Below are 11,608 nucleotides of genomic sequence, written 5' to 3' on the forward strand. Positions count from 1 at the left end.
TTAGTTCTAGCTACGACGCTTTTTCTAGTCAGATTTTTGATTTTCTTCGAGTATTATTTCATTGTCTACTTGACAGGGAGAAGTTCATTTAGAAATCAGGGGGTTATCTTATTTTGTTTCTTGTGCCGTTTGCATTTGGTAATAGAAGCCTTGCTTAGCCATTAACTCCTCATGTTTTCCATGTTCAATAATATCACCATTTACCATGACTAAAATAATATCAGCTTGCTGAATGGTTGATAGGCGGTGAGCAATAATAAAGCTTGTCTTACCCTTCATGAGACTACTAAAAGCATCCTGTACCAGAAGTTCTGTTCTAGTATCAATGGATGAAGTAGCTTCGTCTAGAATTAATAATTTGGGATTTTTCAAGAAAACACGAGCAATGGTCATCAACTGACGTTGTCCTTGTGAGAGGGATGATCCACCATCAGTCAGGTAAGTATCATATCCTTTCGGTAACTGCTCAATAAAGAAATGGGCATTTGCAGCTTTGGCAGCATCAATAACCTCTTCTCTCGAAGCGTTAGGCTTTCCATAAGCAATATTATCATGCACAGTAGTAGACTTTAGCCATGTTTCTTGAAGCACCATACCAATCTGATTTCTTAAATTTTGGCGTGTGACTTGAAAAATTGAAATATCATCAATTAAAATATCTCCTTGGTCAATGTCATAAAAACGCATGAGAAGATTGATGAGAGTAGACTTTCCAGCGCCAGTCGGACCGACGATAGCGACCTGACTACCTGCTTTAATCTTTAAATTCAAATCTTTGAGTAAGGGTTTTTCTGGCTCATAGCCAAAGCTAACATGCTTAAACGTTACTTGACCAGAAAGATTACCATGGAAAGATTGTTGCTGTGATTCTTCTTGAGTTGGGAGATCTAGAATAGTATAAAGTCTCTCAGCACAAGCTAAAGCACTTTGAAGCTCTGACATCACTGAAGAGATATCATTAAAAGGCTTGGTGTACTGATTAACGTAATTCAAAAAGGTCACCAATTGTCCAACAGTAAACTGACCATGAATAATTCGGAAAGCCCCTACTCCTGCTAACAAAGCATAAATTAAAGCATTGATAAATCTTGTAGTTGGATTAACCGTTGACGAATAAAAAACAGCTTTTTGAGACACCTTCGCATAGTGATGATTTAGTTTTTTGAAGGTATCGGTCATCTGTTCTTGAGCATTGAAAACCTGAACCAAAGTCTCTTGATTAAAAGCTTCTTCAACAAACTGGGTTTGATCCCCCCGAGCTTTAGTCTGTTCTTGAAAAAAAGTATAACTTTTCTTGGCAATAAAACGAGCAACTAAGAGAGATAAAGGTGTCAAAACTAACACAAGTAATAGCATCAATAAATCCAATTTAGCCATAGTCAAAATGGTCATAATGATGGTTAAGATACCGACTAAGAATTGATTGAAAATCATAAGTAAACCGTTAATCAACTGCTCTGAATCTGTGGTAACACGGCTAACCAAATCGCCAACTCCAAAGCGATCAATACTTGAAATAGGGAGTTTATTCAAGTGTTGATTAACTCTTTCACGCAAGTCAGTAATATATGAAAAAATCAAACGATTAGTCAAAAGAGGATTTAGCCATTGCACCAGAGCATTTAAAATAATAATGATTCCCATCTGACCTAGAATCGGAGGAATCAGTGCTAAACGATGTGGACTGATAACCCCATCAATCGCACGACCGATAAGAATAGGTAAATAAATCGTTAAACCAACTTGAAGAATAGAACCAATAAAAATAATGCTCAAAAGCCAACGATAAGCTAGCATATCAGAGACCAAACGTTGGCGAGTTTTTTCTTGATGTTTTGCTTTCATTTGGCCTCCTGACTTTCTTGAGAATAATGAATATCACGATAAAGTTGACAATTTTCCAGTAAGTCATCATGCTTACCCTGAGCAATTAAGCGTCCTTGATCTAAAACTAAAATCTTGTCAGCAGATTTTAAGCTTCGTGTCCTTTGAGAGACCATAATTAATTGCCCCTTAACACGACGACGTTCTTGATGTAGTGCAGTTAGTAGACGACTCTCTGTTAAGAAATCTAAGGCTGAGCTAGCATCATCTAAAATAAGAAAAGGTGCTTTTTTTACCAAAGCGCGAGCAATGGTCAATCTCTGACGCTGTCCACCAGAAAAATTACGACCAAAAGCTTCAACCTCAGCATCTAGTTGTCGATCTTTTCCTTCGACAAACTCACTAGCTTGGGCAATATCTAGAACCTCTTTTAAATCCTCATCTTTATAAATAAGATCACTACCAAGAGTTAAATTACTACGAATACTCCCCTTGAACAATTGAGCTTTTTGTGGCACAACTGCTACCCAATCACGCCATTCTTTTAAATGACGAGGTTGCTTCTCATTATCGTAAATCACTAACTGTCCCGATTGAGCTTGATAAAGGTTTGCTAATAGATTAACAAGAGTTGATTTTCCTGCCCCTGTTCCTCCGATGATGCCCAAAAACTCACCTTTTTGCAAACTGAAGGAAATCTCTTTTAAAGAAGGTTTAGCAGCATTAGGATAGGTAAAGGTAAGATCTTTAGCAACAATTGCGACATCGTTTGTTCTTTCTTCTATGGTCTCAAGAGGTTCCTCTAGGAGTTCACTAGTTTGCTCAAAAACCTCTTGTACACGTTTAGCACTAATAAAGCTCCGATTAAGCGAAGTCACCAACATCGTTAATTTGAGCAACTCTGTCAAAATTTGTAAAAGATAATTGATCAAAGCTACCAGCATTCCCTGAGTTAACAATGAATTGTCAATCAAAAGATTTCCTTGCCAAATGATTATTATCAAGGTCATATTAACAACAATAAAAGTTAAAGGACCAACCAGACTTGACAAAAAACTTGCTGATAATTGATGGTTTTGATATTGTAGGTTTTCATTCTGAAATACTTTAGCTTCATTCTCTGTCCTACCAAAGGCACGGATCACACGTACGCCTTCTAATTGTTCCCTAGTTAATGCGACCAGATGATCAATAGAGTTGCGAATTTTTCTATAAATAGGATTAAGGAGATGACTCATCGTAAAAACAACAGCAAAGAGAGCCAAAACCATTCCAAGAAAATAAGCCGTCAATTTTGGACTAATGGTAAACGCCATTATCACTGCACCAAATACAATAAATGGTGAACGTAAAAAAAGGCGTAAGAATTGATTGATTCCCGTTTGTATCTGATAAGTATCACTAATCATTCGAGTGACCAGACTTGATATGCCAAGTTTATCACGTTTTTCCTTGGGCAAACTCATCATTGTATCGAACAAATCATCAGATAAAGATTGGGTATATCCAATAGCTGCCTTTGAAGAAAAATACTGAGCTGTTACCGCTACTATTACCCCAACAAGAGCAAGCCCAAATAACAGAAAAATCATCATAAATAGATGATTTTTATTATTTTGTGGAATAATTTCATCGACAATTCGAGCTATAATGAGAGGTACAAGTAACTCAAAAGAGGCTTCTAGTAATTTAAATAAAGGACCTAGGATTGTTTCCTTGATATAATCTTTAAAATAGTGAAATAAGGCTGCCATACTTTCCTCTTGCCTCTCTAGAATTTACTCATTAATTTAATTAGAAACAAATTGAATTGTACTTGTTTAGCGTAGTAGATATTACCACCATTACGATACAATTCACCACCACCGTAAAATAGCGCAACAGGATTATAGTAGCGATAAGTATCTCCTGACTTGTTTCCAAGACTTGGCGCGACCACCGTCTGAGAATAGTCTTTAGCTAAATCAATCGTATTTTTTTTGCCGTGTTTGGCAACATAATTGATATAGGCACTCCCGAAATTATAGGCTTGAATAGCCGTCCAAGCATCTGTATCATAGTCATTTGCCTTTTCTAAATTCTCTGATAAGACTGTAACACCTTGCCTGACACTTTCTCGACTATCAGTGATGGAATTGGCAACACCTGTTGAACTTTCACTGGATTGCATCAAATCAGCTTCTTGTCCCTTTGTTTCTGTATAAATCATAGCCAAAATCAAATCTTCGTTAGTTGTTGAATCATTTTCAGCCAATATTTCTTCAACTAATGGGCGATAAGAAAGAACATTAGTAACATCTTGGTGTATTGTAAACAATTGAAACGAAAGAAAGATAAGAAAAGCGATGGCTATCGTTCTTTTGATAAATCTAAACATTATTTATTAGTAATATCCTGAATATTTTTGATTAAAATGGAGTATGTTCCATCTGGGTTTTGGATAAATTCGACCGATTCAGCATCTTGATAAACATTATTAGGAACTAAAAGTTCAATACCGTTTGATAGCGACAACTTCTGCGTCTCCAACTTTTTAGACTGACGACTATGATCAATATCAGCTACTGAAATTGGTTCAGGCACACTTTCTTTTAATTGATCAACAAAGCTTAAACGAGCTGTTAGATTATCATCGAAGAGCTGATCTGCTAACTTTTCAGGAGATAATTCCTGCTCCTCTTCGATATTTTTATGGATAGCTGCTCTCATCTTTGATTGAAATTGAAAATCATCTTTATTAAACTGTTCTGCAATTTTTTGTGCGGTATTTTCCATCATTTTGATGGATTTTTTAACCGATTGCTCAGGTTCCACTTGAAGAAGATTTTCAGAGAAATAGTTAGCAAAAGCTCCATTATGTTTGATTCTTTTTTCAATCAAATAATACTGATTACTTTCACGATTGATAATCAAGGCTTCGTCAGGTGTTTGAGCAGCACTTGGTAAATTATTTTGTGTCAAAGAGATTGGATTGTCACCATCAGCTAGATGAGCTAAATTCTCTTTAAGGACAATTCTCAAAAAAGCAAAGAAGGCTTGCCCATCCTTATCAAATTCAATAAAGACAAGGTCATTGGTCTTTTGATCTTCGGAAATAACAAACTCTTCTTTCCAAAGGTTGGCTATTTTAGTTGATGTCTCTAGCAAATCATCACTAAAATGAGCTAAAAAGGGATGATCTTCTGAAAATTTTCCGCGCTTAGCATCATCTGAGAAAACTTTGGAGATTTTCTTACGGAAATAGTCATCAAGACGAGGCGTAAACTGAATAGGTGCCTGTGCTAAATGCAACTCAGTGTCATTTGGACTGAATTGATGAATGACTAATTGTTTTAAATACAAATCTAACATGATTTTAATTCTCATAAAGTGGGAAAGCATCTGTTAAAGCTTTCACTTCACTTCTAACTTCATCTAAGGTATTCTCATCACTAGCATTTTTAAGTGTTTTGATAATCAATTCAGCAATTAGTTTTGCTTCCTTTTCTGTCATCCCACGACTGGTGATTGCAGGGCTTCCGATACGAATACCTGATGTTTTAAATGGAGATAATTGTTCATTGGGAATAGCATTTTTATTTAAAGTAATATTGACATCATCTAAGAGATTTTGTGCAACTTTACCATTTTCAACAACCTTAGTTACTTCAACTAGGAAAAGGTGATTGTCTGTTCCACCGGAAATGACACGAAAATCTGGGTCAGCTTGAAAAATAGCAACCATAGCTTTAGCATTAGCAATTACTTGTTGACTATAGTCTTTAAAAGATGGGTCAAGAGCTTCTTTAAATGCAACAGCCTTAGCAGCAATAACATGCTCTAAAGGACCACCTTGTAACCCAGGGAAGACAGCTGAATTAATTTTTTTAGCTAGAATTTCATCATTTGTTAAAATTAGTCCGCCACGTGGTCCTCGAAGCGTTTTGTGGGTAGTTGACGTTACAACATCAGCATACGATAGAGGATTTTCGTGGAGTCCACTAGCTACTAAACCTGCGATATGAGCCATATCAACCATGAGTTTAGCGCCAACTTGGTCAGCAATCTGGCGGAATTTTTTAAAGTCAATAGCTTTTGAATAGGCAGAAGCGCCTGCTACAATAAGTGCCGGTTGAACAGCCTCAGCTTTCTCTAAGATAGCCTCATAATTCAATTCTTCCGTTTCTGGATCCAAGCCGTAGGCCTCAAACTGATAAGTTTTTCCAGAAAAGTTAACAGGAGAACCATGTGTTAAGTGCCCACCTGCTGATAAATCCATTCCTAATACTGTATCGCCAGACTCAATCAAGGCCATGTAGGCTGCTGCATTAGCTTGACTTCCAGAATGTGGTTGAACATTAGCAAACTTAGCACCAAATAATTCTTTAGCCCGTTCAATAGCTAAAGTCTCAACGACATCTACTGCCTGTGTACCACCATAATAACGATTTCCAGGATAACCTTCAGCGTACTTGTTGGTCAATAAAGAACCTTGTGCTGCCATAACAGCTTTTGAAACCACATTTTCAGAAGCGATTAATTCAATATTGTTTTGCTGACGATCTGCTTCAGTATCAATCGCCTGCCATAATTCAGCATCGTATGCTTTAAAATCTTTTTGGTCAAAAATCATATTATTTTCCTCATAATTCTTTGATAAAGCGTAATTGTGTCTTATCACTAGTGTAACCAATCTGCTGGTAAAAAGCGTGCGCTTCTTTACGGTGCGACCCTGAATTTAAGCGTATAAAGGCAAATCCTGCAACTTTAGCTTGTTCCTCTAAACACTGCATTAAGGCTTTACCAATTCCAAGTCCTTGAGAATTTGGCAAAACAGCTAAGGCTAAAACATTTAAACCAGCTTCTGAATATAAACTTTCGTAGACTTCGGCATGCACATACCCAATAATCTGGTGTGACGAATGATCCTCAAAACCTATTAACATATGCTTGGGGTTTTGTGCTATTTTTTGAAACTGTTTTTCTGTTGTCTCTAATGTCACTGGATATCCCAATGATACATCATTAATATGACGAATAGCTGATATATCAGCTAGTGTTAAAGAACGAAGCATATAAGCCCTCCTTCTAGAACTTAAGTTCAGGCACCACTGACAATAAATCTTCTTTTGAAATAGCTCCTTGCCTTAAAATGACCGCCTTTTTTTTCGATAAATCAAGAATAGTTGAGTCCACACCTGTCAAAAAGTCATCATCTTCATAACCAAGAACTACATGATCAAAAGATTGCATGATAGTATTAAAATACTTCCCACTCTCTTGCCCTGACTTATTCGCTGATGGTCCAATTAGAGGACCGTGTTTAGCAATTAACTCTTGCGTTATCGGATGATTAGGAAGACGGAAGCCAACACTATCTAAACCAGAATTAATCCAAGTAGGAACTTTTTCATTCGCTTGTAAAATGATGGTTAAGGGACCAGGTAAGAAAGCTTTATACAATTTTTTCAAATAGTCTGGTTGATTTTTAGAAAAATTCAAAATATCATCATAAGAAGAGACGTTGAGGTTCATAGCCTTATCACGTGGACGCTCTTTTAAGTTGTAAACGAGATTTACAGAAGGCTCATTCAACGCCTTGGCAAAAAGACCATAAACAGTCTCTGTAGGCAAGACAACTGCGTGTCTATCTTCTAATGCCTGTGATAGTTTTCCAATACTTGTCACTTAGTTAACACCACCATTCTATCTTTCCCAAAAACATCTTTTAAGACTGTTACAGTAGCATTAGGGAAGGTATTTTTCAACATTTCTTTTACTTTTCGCCCCTGCTTATAGCCAATTTCAAAGTAGATTTGACCAATTTCAGTCAAATACTCAGGTGCTTCCTCAATGATTTGCTGGTAGATAGCATAGCCATCATTAGGCGCAAATAGAGCACCATGCGGTTCATGTGACAATACGTTAGTTCCAACTTCCTCTTTATCGTCTTCTGAAATATAGGGAGGGTTAGAAACAATAATATCAAACATACCTGAAACCTGACTGAAAACATCGGATTCTAACCAATTAATAGTGAGTCCTAGTTTATGACCATTTTGCTTGGCTATCTCCAAAGCAGTTTTAGAGATATCAAGGGCTGTTACCTGCCAATCAGGACGTTGGTTTTTAAGAGCTAAAGCAATTGCACCGCTCCCAGTTCCAACGTCTAATACTTTCAAAGGTTTAGTAGGATTTTTAGATAAGATAAGATCTAACAACTCTTCTGTTTCAGGGCGTGGAATTAAAACATCAGGACTAACTTTTAGGGTTAAATCTTTAAAATACGCATAGCCCAGATAATGTTGGACTGGCTTATGAGCTTCAAGGTGGTCAAAAATCTCTTTCAGAAGTTTTTCATCCTCCAACGTCACTTCCTTAGCTTGATTTATAACGAAATCCGTTGTTGACCACAGTTTTTTTTCTTTGAAAGCAAATTCTAGGGCTTCTCTCTCTTCACCAACGGCTTCAAGAGATTGTCCCAACTCATTTATTAACTGCCTATAGGTCATTATTTATTTAATTCTTCAAGTTTTTGCGTTTGATCATACATAATCAAAGCATCAACAACTTCATCCATTTTTCCTGACAATATCATATCTAATTTTTGAAGCGTCAAGCCAATACGGTGGTCTGTGACACGATTTTGTGGAAAATTATAAGTACGAATACGCTCTGAACGGTCACCAGTACCAACGGTTGACTTACGCTCAGCATCTTGCTCATCTTGAGCAATTTGTGCGAAGTGATCAGCCACACGCGCACGAATAATTTTCATCGCCTTATCGCGGTTTTTTTGTTGGGTACGCTCTTCTTGCATCTCAACCTTGATACCTGTTGGAATGTGAACCATACGAACGGCTGTGGCAACTTTATTAACGTTCTGTCCACCCGCACCAGAGGCATGGTAAATATCGACACGAAGGTCTTTTTGATCAATCTCGTATTCGACTTCCTCTACTTCTGGCATGATGAGAACAGTCGCTGTTGACGTATGGACACGGCCTTGACTTTCGGTAACTGGCACACGTTGCACACGATGAGCTCCTGATTCGTATTTCAATTTAGAGTATACGGATTGTCCAGAAACCATGGCAACCACTTCTTTGATACCACCAACACCATTATAAGATGCTTCCATAACTTCAAAACGCCAACCTTGGGTTTCAGCGTATTTTTGGTACATTTGAAGAAGATCTCCAGCAAAGAGCGCAGCTTCATCCCCGCCAGCAGCACCACGGATTTCTAAAATAATATTTTTATCATCATTAGGATCTTTTGGTAAGAGCAAGATTTTTAATTTTTCTTCGTATTCTTCTTTGGCTGCTTTAGAGTCTTTTAACTCTTCTTTGGCCATTTCTTCCAAATCAGCGTCACCACCTGCATCTTTTATCATTTCCTCAGCATCTGCGATATTTTGAATGATTTGTTTGTATTCACGGTAAGCCGTAACAGTATCACGAGTACTAGCTTCTTCTTTTGAAAGTTCCATAAATCGTTTAGTATCTGAGACGACTGCGGGATCGGATAAAAGTTCTCCCAATTCTTCATATCGATCTTCAACCGCTTGCAATTGATCGTAAATATTCATTGATTTTCTTTCTCCTTTGGTAAATAGCTGTGCTTAATGCTTATGTAAGTCTGGACTAAAATAATGTTTTCGACAAACAGAAGTATAGGTTTCGTTGCCACCAATTTGAATTTGATCGCCATCGTAGACAGGATTCCCATCTTCTATTCGTAAAACCATGGTAGCTTTTCGTGAACAATAATGACAAATAGTTTTAATTTCATCGATTTTATCAGCTAATAGCAGAAAATACTTTGAACCTTCGAATAATTCATTTCTAAAATCATTTTTTAGTCCAAAAGCCATAACTGGAATATCCAATTCATCTACTACGCGAGCCAAATCATAGACATTAGCCTTTGTCAAAAATTGACACTCATCAATGAGGACACAATATGGTTTGGTCTCTTTATTTTGAATAAAACCATATATATCAGTTTCTGGAGTAATGACTTCTGCCTGACGTTTTATCCCAATTCGACTCGAAACGTAACCAAAACCGTCACGGTTATCAAGAGAGCTAGTCATTAAAACGATAGATTTCCCTTGCTCTTCATAATTATAAGCAACCTTTAAAATCTCAATAGATTTTCCAGAATTCATAGTGCCATAACGATAATATAATTGTGCCAAAAATTCTGACCTCTTCCTTCAATATCCTATCTATTTTACCACAAAAAAGGGGCTATTGCGACTAAGGATATATGAAAAAAGCGTCCATAAAAATCTGACAATTGCTAAAATTTATGTTAAAATATGGACAAATATAGCTTTATCTTGAGTCTAAAACTAGGCTAAGCTTGACGTTTAGGAGCATGATCCTGCGAAATCATTTACCTAAGTTAACAAGAGTGTATCTCATCTGTTATCTTTTATCATGATGATTTATCAATTTTTAGCTAAAAACTCCAAATAACCCATTTAATACGTAACATCATGTGAAAATTTTTTACTACTATATGATGTCCCAGCAAGAATCTACCAAAAAAGCTTGCCTCCCATCTAACTAAGCCCCTCTATGAAGTGATTATTTTATCTTTATTACAATAGTGAAGGAGAATTATTATGCCATTTGTAACAATTGATTTGTTTGAAGGACGTTCCGACGAACAGAAAGCTCAACTTGCTCGCGAAGTCACTGAAGTTGTTTCTCGAGTCGCAGATGCCCCAAAAGAAGCTATTCATATCTTTATCAATGATATGCCTGAAGGCAGTTACTTTCCTCAAGGTGAAGTCAAAAAGAAAAATTAAGTAGTCTCATGTCTTTAAAATCTCACTCTCTTCGTCTTATGGGAACAACCATTGATCTGCTGGTTGATAGCCCTATTGCAGAAATATTAATTGACGATTGTGTGAATCTTTTACACCTATATAATAAAAGATTTAGTGCCAATGATGAGACCTCTGAGCTGATGACTGTTAATTTAAACGCAGGTATCAAGCCCACTCAAGTAACCCCTGAGTTACTTGAATTAATATCTCTAGGTAAAGAGCATAGTCTGGCAGAACCAAGTCACCTTAATATTGCTATTGGTCCTCTTGTTAATGCTTGGAGGATCGGATTTTCGGATGCTCATGTTCCAGAACATGCTACCATTGAAAATACATTATCTTTAATTGCCCCCCGCCAAATTATCATAAATCCTGATGAGGAAACCGTATTTTTAGCTAAAAAAGGCATGCGTATTGATTTAGGAGCTATCGCTAAAGGTTATATCGCTGACCGCATTATAGACTACCTAAAACATAAAAATGTTACTGCTGCTATGATTAATCTTGGTGGTAATGTCTTAACTTATGGTCCTAATCGAAACAGATCGGATAACAAATGGTATATAGGTATTCAACATCCCGAATTAGAGCGTGGGAATAATGTTGGGATTATCAAAGTTGATAATCAATCAGTTGTCACTTCTGGTATTTATGAACGAAAGTTAGTTCACGATGGAAAAACCTATCATCATATTTTTGACCCACGTACTGGTCATCCTATTGAGACGGACATGGCAAGCATAACTATTGTCGCTGATCTATCAGTAGATGGTGAAATATGGACAACTAGACTCTTTGGACTCCCTATCATTGAAGCTATGATGATTATTGAAAGAACTGTCGGTATTGAAGGAATAATTATCACCAAAGATCATCGCATAGCCATCTCTCAAGGGTTAAGAAGTAAATATCAAAGCCTATATTAATATAAAAAGTTGGAGACTACTCCAACTTTTTATATTT

Annotated in this window: 12 protein-coding genes; 2 read left to right on the plus strand and 10 right to left on the minus strand. The window is 36.8% G+C overall.

Annotated elements, in window-relative coordinates; translation table 11 throughout:
* Window positions 1-108 precede the first annotated feature (108 nt).
* Genes ACMZ6U_RS06565 through ACMZ6U_RS06610 form a run of 10 tightly spaced genes read right to left on the minus strand, consistent with a single transcriptional unit; the run spans window position 109 to window position 10,006 of the window.
* A complete protein-coding gene (locus ACMZ6U_RS06565) occupies window positions 109-1,845 on the minus strand; it encodes an ABC transporter ATP-binding protein (protein WP_416107293.1) in 1,737 nt (578 codons plus the stop codon).
* Entirely contained in the window at window positions 1,842-3,578 is a 1,737-nt protein-coding gene (locus ACMZ6U_RS06570) for an ABC transporter ATP-binding protein (protein WP_416107295.1), read from the minus strand. The genes ACMZ6U_RS06565 and ACMZ6U_RS06570 overlap by 4 nt, the downstream gene beginning before the upstream one ends.
* Before the next feature lie 17 nt (window positions 3,579-3,595).
* Window positions 3,596-4,201: a lysozyme family protein gene (locus ACMZ6U_RS06575; protein WP_416107297.1), complete on the minus strand. Its 606-nt coding sequence runs from the start codon at window positions 4,199-4,201 to the stop codon at window positions 3,596-3,598.
* Window positions 4,201-5,175 (minus strand): nucleoid-associated protein, encoded by a 975-nt coding sequence (locus tag ACMZ6U_RS06580; protein ID WP_416107299.1) that lies wholly within the window; start codon window positions 5,173-5,175, stop codon window positions 4,201-4,203. The genes ACMZ6U_RS06575 and ACMZ6U_RS06580 overlap by 1 nt, the downstream gene beginning before the upstream one ends.
* Before the next feature lie 4 nt (window positions 5,176-5,179).
* Entirely contained in the window at window positions 5,180-6,436 is a 1,257-nt protein-coding gene (glyA, locus tag ACMZ6U_RS06585) for a serine hydroxymethyltransferase (protein WP_416107300.1), read from the minus strand.
* A gap of 10 nt (window positions 6,437-6,446) precedes the next feature.
* Window positions 6,447-6,878 carry a GNAT family N-acetyltransferase gene (locus ACMZ6U_RS06590; protein ID WP_416107302.1) on the minus strand — a complete coding sequence of 144 codons (432 nt, stop codon included), beginning with the start codon at window positions 6,876-6,878 and terminating at the stop codon, window positions 6,447-6,449.
* 13 nt (window positions 6,879-6,891) lie between these two features.
* On the minus strand, window positions 6,892-7,482 hold the full coding sequence (locus ACMZ6U_RS06595; RefSeq protein ID WP_416107314.1) for an L-threonylcarbamoyladenylate synthase: 591 nt from the start codon (window positions 7,480-7,482) through the stop codon (window positions 6,892-6,894).
* A gap of 5 nt (window positions 7,483-7,487) precedes the next feature.
* On the minus strand, window positions 7,488-8,315 hold the full coding sequence (prmC, locus tag ACMZ6U_RS06600) for a peptide chain release factor N(5)-glutamine methyltransferase (RefSeq protein ID WP_416107304.1): 828 nt from the start codon (window positions 8,313-8,315) through the stop codon (window positions 7,488-7,490).
* The gene (gene prfA, locus ACMZ6U_RS06605) at window positions 8,315-9,394 is read right to left on the minus strand and encodes a peptide chain release factor 1 (protein WP_416107306.1); all 1,080 of its coding nucleotides are present in this window, start codon (window positions 9,392-9,394) and stop codon (window positions 8,315-8,317) included. The genes prmC and prfA overlap by 1 nt, the downstream gene beginning before the upstream one ends.
* 33 nt (window positions 9,395-9,427) lie before the next feature.
* Window positions 9,428-10,006 (minus strand): thymidine kinase, encoded by a 579-nt coding sequence (locus ACMZ6U_RS06610; RefSeq protein WP_416107308.1) that lies wholly within the window; start codon window positions 10,004-10,006, stop codon window positions 9,428-9,430.
* 432 nt (window positions 10,007-10,438) lie between these two features.
* Here ACMZ6U_RS06610 and ACMZ6U_RS06615 point away from each other — a divergent pair, with 432 nt between their 5' ends.
* Both ACMZ6U_RS06615 and ACMZ6U_RS06620 read left to right on the plus strand, forming a co-directional pair.
* On the plus strand, window positions 10,439-10,624 hold the full coding sequence (locus ACMZ6U_RS06615) for a 4-oxalocrotonate tautomerase (protein ID WP_416107310.1): 186 nt from the start codon (window positions 10,439-10,441) through the stop codon (window positions 10,622-10,624).
* Between the two features lie 8 nt (window positions 10,625-10,632).
* Window positions 10,633-11,571 (plus strand): FAD:protein FMN transferase, encoded by a 939-nt coding sequence (locus ACMZ6U_RS06620; RefSeq protein WP_416107312.1) that lies wholly within the window; start codon window positions 10,633-10,635, stop codon window positions 11,569-11,571.
* Window positions 11,572-11,608: the final 37 nt, after the last annotated feature.

Source organism: Streptococcus pluranimalium (assembly GCF_047785745.1).
Taxonomy (GTDB): Bacteria; Bacillota; Bacilli; order Lactobacillales; family Streptococcaceae; genus Streptococcus; species Streptococcus pluranimalium_B.

Coding starts and splice junctions, on each gene's coding strand:
- ACMZ6U_RS06575 (WP_416107297.1), bottom strand. CDS start 4,201: ATGTTTAGATTTATCAAAAGAACGATAGCCATCGCTTTTCTTATCTTT.
- prfA (WP_416107306.1), bottom strand. CDS start 9,394: ATGAATATTTACGATCAATTGCAAGCGGTTGAAGATCGATATGAAGAA.
- ACMZ6U_RS06620 (WP_416107312.1), top strand. CDS start 10,633: ATGTCTTTAAAATCTCACTCTCTTCGTCTTATGGGAACAACCATTGAT.
- ACMZ6U_RS06580 (WP_416107299.1), bottom strand. CDS start 5,175: ATGTTAGATTTGTATTTAAAACAATTAGTCATTCATCAATTCAGTCCA.
- glyA (WP_416107300.1), bottom strand. CDS start 6,436: ATGATTTTTGACCAAAAAGATTTTAAAGCATACGATGCTGAATTATGG.
- prmC (WP_416107304.1), bottom strand. CDS start 8,315: ATGACCTATAGGCAGTTAATAAATGAGTTGGGACAATCTCTTGAAGCC.
- ACMZ6U_RS06570 (WP_416107295.1), bottom strand. CDS start 3,578: ATGGCAGCCTTATTTCACTATTTTAAAGATTATATCAAGGAAACAATC.
- ACMZ6U_RS06590 (WP_416107302.1), bottom strand. CDS start 6,878: ATGCTTCGTTCTTTAACACTAGCTGATATATCAGCTATTCGTCATATT.
- ACMZ6U_RS06565 (WP_416107293.1), bottom strand. CDS start 1,845: ATGAAAGCAAAACATCAAGAAAAAACTCGCCAACGTTTGGTCTCTGAT.
- ACMZ6U_RS06615 (WP_416107310.1), top strand. CDS start 10,439: ATGCCATTTGTAACAATTGATTTGTTTGAAGGACGTTCCGACGAACAG.